Genomic DNA, 14,602 nt, shown 5'->3' with positions numbered 1-14,602 from the left:
TTTAACATGTTCATAGGAATTAAAATTAAGCTATCCTATATAAGGATGGTATTATTTTTTTTAAACGTAAAAAAATATTTACAAAGTATTCACAAATTCTTAAAAAATGTTATTTATAATATAATCATGAAAAGAAAAAATTGTAAGGAGGTTGGTGTAAATGGAGTTCAACAATGGTTTTGAAAATTACAGGCTTCCTGATGTCAATCCAAAAAATGATAAAAAAAGTTTAGGCAAGATGGTTAAAAGATATAGAAGAAAAATGTTTATGTCATTTGTAGCTGTAGCACTTGTTGCTGCATTGGCTGGTGGTGCTTTAGGAGCAGGAATTGTCAAATATGTTGATACAGGCAATACTCAAGTTGTGAATAGGTATTTACCGCTTTCATCTGACAACAACAATTTTAATTTGATTACAAACATTGTGAAGGCTGTAAGCCCATCTGTTGTCGGCATAGATACATATATTAATGGTTATGGGGCTTATGGATACGGTGGCAATTCTTATGTTGAGGAAGGAAGCGGCTCTGGAATAATCATAGATTCGGAAGGCCACATTGTCACAAATGATCATGTTGTAGAAGGTGCATCAAAGATAACCGTAAACTTATCTGACGGAAGGAAATTTCCTGCACAATTGATAGGTAAAGATTCAAGAACTGATCTTGCGGTTTTAAAGATAAATGCTACAAATTTGACACCTGCAAAATTAGGAGATTCATCAAAGCTTGAAGTAGGAGAATTAGCAGTAGCTATAGGAAATCCATTGGGTGACAGTTTTGCTGGAACGGCGACAGCAGGCATCATAAGTGGTTTAAATCGAAATTTGCAAAGTGATTATGGCCCGGTAAATCTTATCCAGACAGATGCTGCAATAAATCCGGGAAACAGTGGAGGACCTCTTGTAAATAGCATCGGTGAAGTGATAGGAATAACAAGCATAAAGCTTACATCAACTGGCGATTCAAGTTCTGGGGATCCTTTTGGTCTATTTCAAAGTCAAAGTGTGCCGCTTGAAGGAATGGGTTTTGCTATACCTATAAACGAGGCAAAACCTATAATTGAAGAGCTTATTCAAAAGGGATATGTTGAAAGGCCTGTTATAGGTGTAAGCGTGCAACAAATAACGAGGCAGCAAGCAAATCAATACAATATACCGGTAGGACTTTATATTGCACAAGTGCAGCAAGGAAGCGGTGCTGATGCTGCAGGTCTTCAAGCAGGTGATATAATAACCGCTGTAGATAGAACTAATGTAACCACATTTAATCAACTTGAAAATATTTTAAATAAACACAATGTTGGCGATGTGATAAGCGTGACAATTTGGAGAAACGGTCAAACACTTACAGTCAATGTGAAACTATCAGGTTCAAATGGACAATAATGAGTTTGATGTGGCTTTCAAGCCACTTTTTTATTTTTTTTATAGTTTTCAGATTTGTGTTATACTTAATGTATGAAGTAGTTTGTTTTGAGAAAGGGTGTACACTATGATTTATATCTACAACAAGAGCACAGATCCTTATTTCAATTTAGCGGCAGAGGAATATGTGCTAAAGCAATTTAACGATGAATGTTTCATGCTTTGGAGAAATAGGCCAAGCATAATAATAGGGAAAAATCAAAATGCTTTGGCTGAGATCAACCTTGACTACGTTAAAGAGCACAATATACCAGTTGTGAGAAGGTTGTCTGGAGGTGGAGCGGTATTTCACGATTTAGGCAATGTGAATTTTACCTTTATTGTAAACGATGATTTGAATGGGTTTAGCGACTTTAGAAGATTTACACAGCCTATTATTGATGTTCTAAGAAAGCTATCTTTAAATGCGGAGTTTTCTGGTAGAAATGACATAACGATCGATGGCAAGAAAATATCAGGCAATGCGCAGTACTATTATAAAAACAGGATACTCCACCATGGAACACTGTTGGTGTCGTCAAATATGGCGGATTTATCAGCGGCATTAAAGGTGAGACCTATAAAATTTGAAGACAAAGGCGTGAAGTCTGTATCTAAGAGAGTGACCAACATAAATGAACATTTGGAAAAGCCTATAGATATAGAGGAATTTATTAACCTTATAATGGACGATATAAGGCTAACTACAGGCGGAAGTGGCCTTTACGAATTTACAGACGAAAATATACGAAATATAGAAAAGCTGAGAGATGAGAAGTACAATACTTGGGAATGGAATTTTGGCATGTCTCCAGACTATAATTTAAAAAATGAAAAGAAATTTTCAGGCGGCACGGTAGAAGTGAATTTAAACGTGTCTGATGGGATAATAAGAGACATAAAGATCTACGGAGATTTCTTTGGAAAGAAAGATGTAAAAGATATAGAGGAAATTCTAAAAGGTGTAAAGCATTCTGAAAATGATGTTAAAAATGCGCTTTCATCAATAGACATTGGAGAATATTTTTCAAACATAACATTAGAAAATTTACTTGATGTTATGTTTTAATAGAAAATTATCTTTAAAATATTGAACTATCGCTTAGATGGTGCTAAAATATGGTTAGAGTGAGTTGTCAAATAATTAACCTGCTTAAGAATTCTGATTTAAGCAATAATAATTTAGTGAATAGCAATTAAAATTGGAGGTGTACCTTGTGGAATTAGAAGTTAAGGTACCTGTTTTGTCTGATACTATTAATGAGGGCAAAATAACTAAATGGTATATTAGTGAAGGGCAATTTGTTAAAAAAGGAACTTGTTTATGCGATATATCGGTTGGTAAAATGAATTTTGAAGTGTATTCAGAATATGATGGCATAATTTCTAAGATTATTTTTCCTGCCGGTAGTACAGTAAAATCAGGAGATGTCATTTCGTTGATATCAGAATCTGAAGAAGTTCCTCAAAAGTCAATTTTAAACAATGCAGATACAATTTATGATGAAGTGAAGGATTACGATTTGGCTGTCATAGGTGGCGGCCCTGGAGGTTATGTGGCTGCTATAAAAGCTGCAAAAAAAGGTGCAAAAGTGGCACTTTTCGAAAAAGATAAAGTGGGCGGTACTTGTCTTAATAGAGGCTGCATACCCACAAAAGCTTATGCAAGAGTTGCAGAAGTTTATGACATTATAAAAAGGGCAGATGAATTTGGCCTAAGTGTAGATGTAAAATCATTTGATTACAAAAAAGTGGTTGAAAGAAAGGATAGCATAGTAAACGAGCTTGTATCCGGTATAAATACATTGCTTAAAGCTAATGGTGTTGATTTGTATTCTGAAGAAGCAAAAATAGACAAAGATAAAAATATACTATTTGGAGAAAATAAGATAAAGGCAAAAAACATAATAATAGCAACTGGTTCTGAGCCTCAAGAATTGCCTATTGAAGGCATAAAATCAAAGAATGTCATAAATAGCAACGACATTTTGGAGATTACATCATTGCCTGAAAGTTTGTGCATAATAGGTGGTGGAGTAATTGGCATGGAGTTTGCCTTTATAATGAACCAATTTGGAGTACAAGTATCTATCGTTGAGATGATGCCAAGACTTCTTCCTCAACTTGATAAAGAAGTAAGCAATTTAATAAAGTCTGAGGCGCAGAAGCGTGGCATGAAGATTTACACATCTTCTAAGGTCGAAAAGATTTTAGAAGAAGAAAATGGTGGAAGCATTGTAACGATAGAAAAAGATGGTGAGACAAAATGTATATATGCTGACAAAGTGTTTATTTCCATTGGCAGAAAACTAAATACGGACGTAGGGCCAATTTCAGAGCTTTTAGAATTCGATGGAAAAGCTATAAAAGTCGACGAATACTTAAGGACGAATATTGACAATGTATACGCCATTGGCGATGTTACAAATAAAATGATGCTGGCACATGTGGCATCAGCGCAAGGAGAAGCAGCAGTTGACAATATTTTTGGAGGCAATGTTGCTCTCGATTATATGAAAATACCTGCTGCTGTATTTACAGAGCCGGAGATAGGTTATTTCGGCTATACAGAAGAAGAGGCTAAGAGCAAATTTGAAAATGTAAAAGTAGGTAAATTTTACTTTGCAGGTAATGGCCGAGCAAAAACGTACGGTGAAACAAAAGGTTTTGCTAAGATCATATCCTCCGAAGATGGAGATGTCTTAGGAGCATGGGTTGTAGGAAGCGATGCATCTGAAATTGCTCAGATAATATCTACTTCATGTCAAAGTGGTGCAAAGGCAGATGATCTTAAAAAAGCCATATACACTCATCCTACCAGAAGTGAGACTATAATGGAGGCAGTAAAAGATATTTTTAAAGAATCGATACATAAAGTATAATAAAGATTTTAAAGCGATAATGCTTTAAAATAAATTAAATTTAGAAAGGAAAGGTATTATGGCAAAGATTGATTTAAATCAAATGTATGCAAATTTAAGCAAGATAGGTCAAAGCATTCCATCAGTTATGAAGGCATTTGAGGAGCTTCATGTTTCAGCTGTTGGCAACGGAGCACTTTCAGCTAAAGAAAAGGAACTAATTGCATTAGGCATAGGCGTTGCTGTTCACTGCTCATACTGTATAGCTGATCATGTAAATTCATGTTTAAAAGCTGGAGCAACTCGAGATGAGATAATGGAAGTATTAGGTGTTGCAATACTTATGGGTGGAGGTCCTGCTGCAGCTTATGCTACAGAAGCTGTCCAGGTATTAGAAGATGCAGGTAAATAAAAATATAGCTAAAAGGAGGTAATTAAAATGGCAGTGGAAACTTTTAAGGCGGTTTCTAAAAAGTTGCCGGAAGGATTGGCAGTGGAAAGCGAAGTAAGAGGCTTTAAGATGGTTTTAGACGAGCCGAAAGAAATGGGCGGTACAAATAAAGGAATGAATCCTGTAGAGGCATTGCTTTGTGCTTTGGGCTCTTGCCAAACCATTGTAGCATCAGCTTTTGCAAAGGCTAAAGGCATAAATCTTCAAGAGTTCTGGGTAGAACTAGAAGGCGATATTGATTTGGATGGCTTTATGGGTAAATCCGACGTAAGACCAGGTTTCCAAGAGATAAGATTTAAGATGCACATGAAGACAGATGCTCCAAAAGAAAAAGCAGAGGAGTTTGCAAAATTTATAGAAAAAACATGCCCAGTAGGCGATTCTATAGCGAATCCTGTAAAATTAGTTTTGTCAGACGTTGTTGTAGAATGATATTAGAAAAGCCGGTGTCATTAGACACTGGCTTTTACTATTGGGTTTCTTGCTGCTTTTACTTCATCAAGCCTTCTTACAGGCGTATTGTGAGGTGCTGTCTTTAATATTTCTGGATTTTCTTCTGCTTCTTTAGCAATTGATTTCATTGCTTCTATGAATTCATCCAAAGTTTCTTTGCTTTCAGTCTCAGTTGGTTCAATCATCAGTGCACTATCTACTATGAGAGGGAAGTAGATAGTAGGAGGATGGAACCCATAATCTATCAATCTTTTTGCTACATCGAGCGTTGTTATGCCAGTTTCTTTATTCTTGAGGCCACTTAAGACAAATTCATGTTTGCATATTGTATCATATGGAAGATCATAGTGGCTTTTAAGCTTTTCTTTAAGATAGTTTGCATTTAAAACAGCCATTTCACTGGCAAACTTAAGTCCTTCAGCACCCATAGTCAATATATATGCGTACGCTTTGACAAGCACGTTGAAATTTCCGTAAAAACTTCTTATTTTGCCTATTGTATGCGGTAAATCATACTTAAAATAATATTTATCATTGTTTTTTTCAACAACAGGTACAGGCAGAAAATCTACAAGATCGCCTTTTACGCCAACTGGTCCGCTTCCAGGTCCGCCTCCACCGTGTGGTGTTGCAAAAGTCTTATGGAGATTTATGTGGACCACGTCAAATCCCATGTCGCCTGGTCTTGTTATACCCATGTTGGCATTCATGTTTGCTCCATCGTAGTAGAGAAGGCCTCCAGCATCATGAACTAGCTTAGCTATTTCTATGATGTTTTTTTCAAAAAGGCCGAGAGTATTTGGATTTGTAAGCATCAACCCTGCTACATCATCGTTAAGCATCAATTTCAATGAATCTATGTCTATAAGGCCATCATTTCCGGATTTTATCTCTACAACTTCAAAACCAGCTGTTGCGGCGCTGGCTGGATTTGTGCCGTGGGCAGAATCAGGTACTAAGATCTTTTTCCTTTTGTATTCACCGATGCTTTCAAAGTATGATTTAATTATCATCATTCCAGTAAGCTCTCCATGAGCTCCTGCAGCAGGCTGAAGCGTTATCCCATCCATGCCTGTTATTTCTTTTAGCATTTCTTGCAAATTGTACATAAGCTTTAAAGCGCCTTGTACAGTGCTTTCGCTTTGCAGTGGATGTATATCAGTAAATGCTTCAAAGCTGGCAATATCTTCATTTACTTTTGGATTGTACTTCATAGTACAAGACCCTAATGGATAAAATCCCTTGTCGACGCTGTAGTTTTTATATGATAAATTTGTATAATGCCTTACAAGCTCTACTTCGCTGACTTCAGGAAGGATTAAGTCTGTATGTCTTAAAAGCTCGTCTGGAATGGATTCTTCTAATTCAAAATCATCTATATCTAATGGTGGAAGGCTGTACGCTGTATGGCCTGGTTTTGATACTTCAAATATAAGTTTATCGTAGCTCATCAATTGCACCTCCCATGACACTTACAAGCTTATCAATTTCTTCCTTAGTCCTTTTTTCAGTGACGCAGACAAGCATTGAATTCTTGTACTTTTTGTACTCTTTTTCAAGGTTGTAACCACCAATTATGCCATTTGACAAAAGAAGATCATTTAAGTCATCTACGTTATTTTCACAATTAATTGCAAACTCCATGAAAAATGGCTTTTCAAATAGAGGCTTAAATTTTCCTGTTTTTAGTAGCTTATTGTATGCATAATGAGCCTTTTTGTAGCACTGTGAAGCAACATCTTTAATGCCGCTTTTTCCAAGTGTTGCCATATATACGGCGGCAGTCAATGCGTTCAGTGAGTGATTTGTGCAAATATTTGATGTGGCTTTTTCTCTCCTTATGTGCTGTTCTCTTGCTTGCAGCGTCAATACAAACCCTCTTTTTCCATCTACATCGTTTGTTTCTCCTATGATCCTACCTGGCAATTTTCTCATTAATTTTTGTGTAGTTGCAAAGAATCCCAGGTGAGGGCCTCCAAAGTTAAGGTTATTTCCAAGAGGCTGGCCATCACCTACTGCTATGTCTGCACCTATTTCTCCAGGTGTTTTTAATATAGACAATGATATTGGTTCAACGTACATGATGAGAAGTGAACCATTTTTATGAACAAGTCTTTCTACATCATCGAGGTCTTCTATTATGCCGAAAAAATTCGGATTTTGTGCTATGAATGCTGCAGTATTGCTATCAATAGAAGATTTTAAAAGATCTACATCTATCGTGCCTTCTTTATCATCTATCTCAACAATTTCTATATCGCTAAATCTCATGTAAGTACGAAGTACTTTCTTTGCTTCAGGATTAACTGACGATGATACAAGCACTTTTTTTCTGTTTGTAACAACGGAGGCCATCTTTGCAGCTTCGCTTAAAGCTGTAGCACCATCGTACATAGATGCGTTTGAAACATCCATATCAGTCAAGTTGCATATCATCGTCTGATACTCATATATGGCTTGCAATGTACCTTGACTTATCTCAGGTTGGTACGGCGTATAAGCTGTATAAAATTCAGGCTTTGATACTATGTGTTTTACAACAGATGGTATAAAATGATCGTATACGCCTGCACCTAAGAAACAAATAAGATCATCTGTCGTCTTAATATCTTTAGCCAATTCTTTCATGCTTTTTATAAGCTCTGCTTCTGACAACGGCTCTGATATATTAAGTTTCTGATTTAACCTTATGTTCTCTGGAATGTCCACAAATAAATCTTCGATTGATTTTACATTCACAGATTTAAGCATTTCGCTTTGTTGGGCTTTGGATGCTGGGATGTATTTGTGCACTATACCCACTCCTTTTAGAAAAATTTTGATTAATTGCAAAAATCTCTATATTCTTCTGGTGACATAAGTTGATCTAATTCACCCTTGTCATTCATTTCGACGCAAATCATCCAGTTTTCGTATGGATCGCTGTTTAAAAGTGATGGATCGTCTGCGACGGCTTGGTTTACTTCAACTACTTTGCCGCTTATAGGGCAGTAGACATCGGATGCTGCTTTTACTGATTCAACAGTGCCTAATGTATCACCTGCATTTAATGCTGTATCAATTTCAGGAAGTTCTGCGTAGACTATGTCGCCTAATGAATGCTGAGCAAAATCAGTTATTCCAACGTATGCCTTGTCGCCTTCAACTTTTACCCATTCGTGATTTTTTGAGTAATAAAGACCTTCTAAAATTTTCATAAAAATAACCTCCTATTTTTTGTAATTTTTCTTGTAAAAATTTTTGCTTGTCACAAAAGCCTTATATGGCTTGTTGCGTATTATTATGTTTATTTCATTGCCAATGGTGGCAAATTGACTTTTTATTAACGCCATACCTATGTTTTTCTTTAGCGTAGGCGATAAATATCCTGTTGTCACATATCCGATCTTTTCGCCTTCTGAATAAACATCATAACCATGGCGCGGTATAGCATTATCTGACATTTCAAATCCTACTATTTTCCTCTTAAGTCCTTCTTCTTTTTGATTTAAAAGAGCTTCTTTCCCTATGAATGATTTATCAAGCTTAACAAATGAACCTAATCCAGCTTCTAATGGCGTTATGTCATCAGAAAGTTCATTGCCGTATAATGGAAGTCCTGCTTCGAATCTCAGTGTATCTCTGGCGCCTAAGCCTGCAGGCTTTATGCCAAGATTTTCTCCGACAGATAAGATTTTTTCCCACATATTTGCTACATATTCGTTTTTTAAAAATATTTCGAAGCCGTCTTCACCAGTATAACCAGACCTTGAAACAAGGCAATTTATTCCGTCTAAATCCATATAATCAAAATGGTAGTATTTTAAACTGTCTAAATCGTAATTTGTAATTTTCTCAAGTATTTCTTGAGATTTTGGCCCTTGCAAAGCAAGTTCTGAGATCTCCCCTGATTCATCTTTTATTTCTACATCAAAGCCATTTTTGTTTTCCCATAGCCATTTGTAATCCTTATCTATATTGCTGGCATTAACTACTAACATGTATTTTTCATAAGAAAATTTGTACACTAATAAATCGTCTACTGTTGTGCCATTATGATAGCACATAGGAGAATACATTGCTTGATTTTCAGTAATTTTTGTGATGTCGTTTGTAACCATGTAGTTTATGAATTTTTCAGAGTCCTTGCCTTCCACAATTATTTCACCCATGTGTGACACGTCAAAAAGACCTGCATTTTTTCTTACTGCTTCGTGTTCTTTAAGTATACTTTCGTACTGTACAGGCATTTCAAATCCTGCAAAATCTATCATCTTTGCACCATACTTTTTGTGGATGTCGTAAAGTGGGGTTCTTTTTAAGCTGTCCAATCGGATCATCCCTTCCTAACTAAATTTGTCAATAAAAAAGGAATATGAAGACAAATGTCATCATATTCCTCTGTATCATGACCTGAGAGTTTCTACCAAAAGGTATTGCCCCATCGGTGCCATACGGCTTTCCAGAGTCCCATCAAATAGCGATTAATTTGCCTGAGAGATTTTATGAAGCCGTGACCCACTTCATATTGCTCCTTCGGCCACCTTAAAAGGTGTCTCTCGCTATTCTCATCTGGATTTTATTAAACTCATAATGCTACTATAATTATAGTGCAGCAAATTTATTAATTCAATATAGGAGAAGAAGAATTAGATTTAAAATACTCCAGTATTCCATTAAATACTGCTAATGCAATTTTGCTTCTGTAGTCTATGTCTCTTAAATGTGCATCATCTAATCTGCTGTTTTCTATGGCAGGTACAATTGTCACAATAGGTATTTCAAAAAGTTCATCGCTGTATTTTTTTGCATGTATTCCTAAATTGTTCAATGGAGATTTTCGCTCTACAGCTTTATTGAGGATTTCAGCAAGCCTTTTGGATTTGTTATTTTGTTCGTCGTAGTATATCTTAAATCCGCTTTCATCTTTTAAAGATGCTTCGGTTGCAAAACTTATTGCAATATCGTATTTTACATCATCATTTATGGCAATTGAGTCGCTGTAATTGCTTTCTATTATATGTGGCTCTGCATTTAGCAAATTAAGCAATTCACTTACCTTTTTTGCGATATCGTTCATTGGCACTTGAGGTAAAAGATTTGTAGGGCTTTTAGTAGTTTTTTTATGTACAGGATTTAGTGCGATTTTTTTGCCTGATAAAATCTTTTTAAGTGGTGTTCTGTCAACGTAGAAATCTATCTTAGCGGGTACTCCATTTGACACTTTAATGTCGCTATCTGATTCCATGGACAGTTTGATCGTCGCCTCTACTTTTTTTTCATCCTGCTTCAATATGATCTTATCGACGATACCATCATCGACTGTATATGTTCCGACTGGCATATTTATTGAAGCATCTTTAAATACAATTATATAATCACTGTCCGATTTTTCTACGCTGTATTCCGGAATATCTGTGTAAAAGTCAAAGCCTATTAAACTTTTATTTTCCTTTATACAGTTATTTGCGGCTTTTGTATCAAGCCTGATGTTTGTCAATATACTTTTCAAATAAAAGACCTCCTTCTTTCTTATATTGTTGACATAAATTTGATACATTTGTGATATAATTATTTATGTACAACCTTAATATATCACAACATCAAGAAAATGGAAATAAGTTTTATTGGGGGTTATATTAATTGCCATACGGGAAAATTCCTATAAGGACCCATGTTATAACAAAAGATGACGATATAGTTGATGTGGTATCAAAATACACAAAAGACATTGCAGAAGAAGGGGATCTCATAGCCATTGCGGAAAGCGTTGTGGCTATTACCCAGGGAAGGGCTTATATGCCTGATGAGATAAAAGTGGGATTTTTGGCTAAAGTCTTATGCAGGTTTACGGGGAGGAATGGGAGCCTAACTTCGCCACAAGCCATGCAGTGTGCTATAAACGAGGTAGGTTGGCTTAGGATTTTTGTGGCTGCGCTTGTAAGTGCAATAGGTAAAATATTTAAGAAAAGAGGACTTTTTTTCAAGATAGCGGGGAGAAAAGTTGCGCTTATAGATGACGTGGCAGGAACCATGGCACCTTATCACGAGTACATAGTATTAGGACCTGCTGAACCTGATTTGGTATGCGATATGATAAAACAGAAAACAGGTATCGATACTGCTATAATCGATGCAAATGACTTGCATTGTGCTGATTGCATTGGCGCGTCTAAAGGTGTCTCAAAATCGTACGTTGAGAAGCTTTTTTTAGACAATCCGTCGGGAAATTCAGAACAGCAGACGCCTATTGTTGTAATTAAATCATATAAAGAACAAACCGCAGAGATTGCTGATGATACAAGATGTGAAAAAGAATTGCATGAGATTTTGCAAAATCAATAAATAATATAAAAATTACTGTAGCAAATTTTGTATTGCTTGATTTTGCTATGGTTTTTATTTTGTAAAACCATGATTTTATGCAATAAATGAAGATTGCAAGACAAAATAAGCTATAAGATTGATAAGAAGAAGATTGTATAGCTTTAATTGAGGATAATAAGGCTAAATTCGCGCTTAACTATGCAGCAGAATAATGCTATACTGGAGAAAAATGTATGAGGTGATAGTTATGCCTTTATGAAGTGTTTTCACTTCTATAAAGTATTACTATATAGACTATGATTAAGAAGGAGGTGTGAAACCTGTTTGATACAGGTTTGCTGCTTTGAAAACAGATGATATATTTAGAATGACAGAAGATCAATTGTTTAAAGAATTAGACACATCTATAAAAGGCATTTCAAAAGAAGAGGCCAAAAAAAGGTTAGAAAAATATGGATACAACGAAATAAAAGAAGTCAAAAAGACATCCATGTTTTCAAGATTCATAGCAAATTTTACACATCTATTGGCAATTCTTCTTTGGATAGCCAGCATACTTTCTTTTGTAGGTGGCATGCCACAACTTGGATGGGCAATAATACTTGTAATAATTGTAAATGCTTTGTTTAGCTTCTGGCAGGAGTTTAAGGCAGAACAAGCGACAGAAAGCCTTAAGAAGATGTTGCCATCGTATGTGAAAGTCATAAGAGACGGTCAACAAGAACAAATATTAGCACGTGAATTAGTTCCAGGAGATGTTATATACCTTGAAGAAGGCGATCATGTGCCTGCAGATGCAAGGCTCATCGAAGCTTTTGAGATGAGGACTATTAATGCTGCATTGACAGGGGAATCAGAGCCTGTAAGAAGGACATCTGACGTTGTCTTAGACGAAGATGTATCGCTTATACAAGCGCCAAATCTGGTTTTTATGGGGACAAATGTTGCGTCTGGTTCTGGAACTGCAGTTGTCTACGCTACAGGCATGAATACCCAATTTGGCAAGATAGCTTCATTGACACAGACTATAAGCGCAGAGCAAAGCCCACTGCAAAAGCAGCTTACGAGAGTTGCAAAGGTAATAGCGTATTTGTCTCTTGTGATGGGAGTATTTTTCTTCCTTTTAGGCCTTTTGATGGGAAGGTCTTTGGTTGATACGTTTATGTTTGCAATAGGTATAATAACAGCTAATGTACCTGAGGGATTATTGCCGACTGTGACATTAGCACTTGCAATGGGCGTACAGCGAATGGCAAAAAGACATGCTTTAGTGAAGAAACTTTCCAGCGTTGAGACATTAGGCGGTGCAACAGTTATTTGCACAGACAAGACGGGGACACTGACGCAAAATGAGATGACTGTAAGAGAAATCTGGACTAAAGTGGCATATTACAATGTAAGTGGTGTGGGATATGAACCAAAAGGCGACTTTTATGTTGATGACCAAAAGGTAGATGTCAAAAATCTTCCTAATGAACTTTCATTGCTGTTAAAAATAGGTTTATTGTGCAACAACAGCCGGTTAGTTAGGCCTACAGATGAGAACCCTTCCTGGGGAATAATAGGCGACCCTACAGAAGGCTCGCTGGTGGTGCTGGCAGAGAAAGCTGGATTTACATTAGAAGAGATGTTGAGGGAATATCCGAGAATATCTCAACTGCCATTTGATTCAAGGCGGAAAAGGATGACTTCTATTCATAAGTATGGAAAAGAAATTTACGTATTTACTAAAGGTGCACCAAAAGAAACCCTATCAGTTTGCAATTACATTTTAAGCGATGACGGCATCAAAAAATTGGAGCAGTCGGATATAGATGATATAGTTAAACAAAATGATAAATTTGCTGAATCGGGCCTTAGAGTGCTTGCAATGGCATATAAGAAAATAGATGATGAGATTAAAGAATATAGTGTTGAAAATGTGGAAAACGACTTGATTTTTGTAGGCTTAGTTGCAATGATGGATCCGCCAAGGCCTGAAGTCGAATTGGCTGTCAAACAGGCACACAAAGCTGGCATAAAGATCATCATGATAACAGGTGACTACGGATTGACGGCTGAGTCAATCGCAAGAAGGATAGGCATAGTGAAAGGACCAAGGCCAAGGATAATAACAGGCAATGAATTGGACAAGATGTCTGACGAAGATCTGAAGAAAGAATTGAAGAATAAGGAGATAATATTTGCCAGAGTTGCTCCAGAACACAAGATGAAAGTTGTGGCTGCTTTGAAAGATATGGGTGAAGTGGTGGCTGTTACAGGTGATGGTGTCAACGATTCGCCTGCATTAAAGAAAGCCGATATAGGCATTGCAATGGGAAAATCAGGAACAGATGTGGCAAGAGAAGTGGCTACGATGGTCCTTACAGATGATAATTTTGCCAGCATTGTAAATGCTATAGAAGAAGGCAGAGCAGTTTACGACAACGTCAGGAAGTTTATAACGTACATCTTTGCACACTTGACACCAGAGGCAATACCATATATCTTGTTTTCGCTGTTTAATATTCCTGTACCTATAACGGTAATGCAGATATTGGCTATAGATTTAGGTACTGAGACGTTGCCAGCTCTTGCTCTTGGCGTGGAGCCGCCTGAGCCCGGTGTCATGGATAGACCACCTAGATCGCCAAAAGAAAAGCTTCTGAATTTGTCGTTGTTTTTAAGAGGCTACGTGTTATTGGGCATAATAAGCTCAATAGCTGTTTTGTCTGGATATTTCTGGGTTCTGTACAGCGGTGGATGGCATTGGGGAATGACGCTTCCTCTGTCTGACCCATTGGCAAGAAAGGCTGCTACAATGAGCTTTTTGGGGATAGTTATTATGCAGGTAGCTAATGTATTTGCATGCCGTACAGAGGTTGCTTCAATGTTCAGTGTAAGTTTCTTCAAAAATAGATTGCTAAACATTGGTGTGGTCTTTGAGCTGGTTTTAACTGCGCTGCTTATATATGTTCCGTTTTTGCAGAAGATATTTGACACGTATCCTGTGCCATTTAAGAATTGGCTGTTTTACGTGGCGTTTATGCCATTACTCATAGGTGCTGAAGAGATAAGGAAGTATATACTTCGCAGGAAAATTGCATCAAATCAAAAGGAGGTGAAAGGCTCTATTTGAGCCTGATT

The 14,602-nt window shown here is 36.7% G+C and carries 12 protein-coding genes and 2 riboswitches; of the genes, 7 read left to right on the top strand and 5 right to left on the bottom strand.

The features are described from left to right. Positions 1-160: 160 nt before the first annotated feature. From HNR52_RS05180 to HNR52_RS05160, 5 genes are all read left to right on the top strand, one after another. The gene (locus HNR52_RS05180; RefSeq protein ID WP_435619894.1) at positions 161-1,387 is read left to right on the top strand and encodes a S1C family serine protease; all 1,227 of its coding nucleotides are present in this window, start codon (positions 161-163) and stop codon (positions 1,385-1,387) included. Between the two features lie 106 nt (positions 1,388-1,493). Beyond that, entirely contained in the window at positions 1,494-2,474 is a 981-nt protein-coding gene (lplA, locus tag HNR52_RS05175) for a lipoate--protein ligase (RefSeq protein WP_435619893.1), read from the top strand. Between the two features lie 148 nt (positions 2,475-2,622). After that, a complete protein-coding gene (gene lpdA, locus HNR52_RS05170) occupies positions 2,623-4,287 on the top strand; it encodes a dihydrolipoyl dehydrogenase (RefSeq protein ID WP_435619892.1) in 1,665 nt (554 codons plus the stop codon). 58 nt (positions 4,288-4,345) lie between these two features. Further along, positions 4,346-4,678, top strand: coding sequence for a carboxymuconolactone decarboxylase family protein (locus tag HNR52_RS05165; RefSeq protein ID WP_435619891.1), 333 nt, complete (start codon positions 4,346-4,348; stop codon positions 4,676-4,678). A gap of 27 nt (positions 4,679-4,705) precedes the next feature. After that, positions 4,706-5,149 (top strand): OsmC family protein, encoded by a 444-nt coding sequence (locus tag HNR52_RS05160; RefSeq protein WP_013787700.1) that lies wholly within the window; start codon positions 4,706-4,708, stop codon positions 5,147-5,149. Positions 5,150-5,169: 20 nt separating this feature from the next. Here HNR52_RS05160 and gcvPB read toward each other — a convergent pair whose 3' ends face one another. The 5 genes from gcvPB to HNR52_RS05135 all read right to left on the bottom strand — a co-directional run bounded on the left by gcvPB (position 5,170) and on the right by HNR52_RS05135 (position 10,661). Continuing rightward, positions 5,170-6,621 (bottom strand): aminomethyl-transferring glycine dehydrogenase subunit GcvPB, encoded by a 1,452-nt coding sequence (gene gcvPB, locus HNR52_RS05155; protein WP_435619890.1) that lies wholly within the window; start codon positions 6,619-6,621, stop codon positions 5,170-5,172. Then, positions 6,608-7,963, bottom strand: coding sequence for an aminomethyl-transferring glycine dehydrogenase subunit GcvPA (gene gcvPA, locus HNR52_RS05150; RefSeq protein ID WP_435619889.1), 1,356 nt, complete (start codon positions 7,961-7,963; stop codon positions 6,608-6,610). The genes gcvPB and gcvPA overlap by 14 nt, the downstream gene beginning before the upstream one ends. A 29-nt stretch (positions 7,964-7,992) precedes the next feature. Continuing rightward, on the bottom strand, positions 7,993-8,367 hold the full coding sequence (gcvH, locus tag HNR52_RS05145) for a glycine cleavage system protein GcvH (protein WP_013787703.1): 375 nt from the start codon (positions 8,365-8,367) through the stop codon (positions 7,993-7,995). A gap of 12 nt (positions 8,368-8,379) precedes the next feature. Further along, on the bottom strand, positions 8,380-9,480 hold the full coding sequence (gene gcvT / locus HNR52_RS05140; RefSeq protein WP_492226507.1) for a glycine cleavage system aminomethyltransferase GcvT: 1,101 nt from the start codon (positions 9,478-9,480) through the stop codon (positions 8,380-8,382). Between the two features lie 68 nt (positions 9,481-9,548). After that, a riboswitch (glycine riboswitch) is annotated at positions 9,549-9,617 on the bottom strand. A 3-nt stretch (positions 9,618-9,620) separates the two neighbouring features. Continuing rightward, positions 9,621-9,721: riboswitch (glycine riboswitch) on the bottom strand. A 52-nt stretch (positions 9,722-9,773) separates the two neighbouring features. Beyond that, on the bottom strand, positions 9,774-10,661 hold the full coding sequence (locus HNR52_RS05135; RefSeq protein ID WP_435619887.1) for an N-acetylmuramoyl-L-alanine amidase family protein: 888 nt from the start codon (positions 10,659-10,661) through the stop codon (positions 9,774-9,776). 131 nt (positions 10,662-10,792) lie between these two features. Here HNR52_RS05135 and HNR52_RS05130 point away from each other — a divergent pair, with 131 nt between their 5' ends. Both HNR52_RS05130 and HNR52_RS05125 read left to right on the top strand, forming a co-directional pair. After that, positions 10,793-11,494: a coenzyme F420-0:L-glutamate ligase gene (locus HNR52_RS05130; RefSeq protein ID WP_435619886.1), complete on the top strand. Its 702-nt coding sequence runs from the start codon at positions 10,793-10,795 to the stop codon at positions 11,492-11,494. A 325-nt stretch (positions 11,495-11,819) separates the two neighbouring features. After that, a complete protein-coding gene (locus HNR52_RS05125) occupies positions 11,820-14,594 on the top strand; it encodes a cation-translocating P-type ATPase (protein WP_435619885.1) in 2,775 nt (924 codons plus the stop codon). Positions 14,595-14,602 lie beyond the last annotated feature (8 nt).

It is taken from the genome of Thermoanaerobacterium thermosulfurigenes (assembly GCF_051201035.1).
GTDB lineage: Bacteria > Bacillota > Thermoanaerobacteria > Thermoanaerobacterales > Thermoanaerobacteraceae > Thermoanaerobacterium > Thermoanaerobacterium thermosulfurigenes.
Note: the sequence above shows the minus strand (reverse complement) of the source record. Positions and strands in the feature narration are given on the sequence as shown.

Coding starts and splice junctions, on each gene's coding strand:
- HNR52_RS05165 (WP_435619891.1), top strand. CDS start 4,346: ATGGCAAAGATTGATTTAAATCAAATGTATGCAAATTTAAGCAAGATA.
- HNR52_RS05160 (WP_013787700.1), top strand. CDS start 4,706: ATGGCAGTGGAAACTTTTAAGGCGGTTTCTAAAAAGTTGCCGGAAGGA.
- lplA (WP_435619893.1), top strand. CDS start 1,494: ATGATTTATATCTACAACAAGAGCACAGATCCTTATTTCAATTTAGCG.
- gcvPB (WP_435619890.1), bottom strand. CDS start 6,621: ATGAGCTACGATAAACTTATATTTGAAGTATCAAAACCAGGCCATACA.
- HNR52_RS05180 (WP_435619894.1), top strand. CDS start 161: ATGGAGTTCAACAATGGTTTTGAAAATTACAGGCTTCCTGATGTCAAT.
- gcvH (WP_013787703.1), bottom strand. CDS start 8,367: ATGAAAATTTTAGAAGGTCTTTATTACTCAAAAAATCACGAATGGGTA.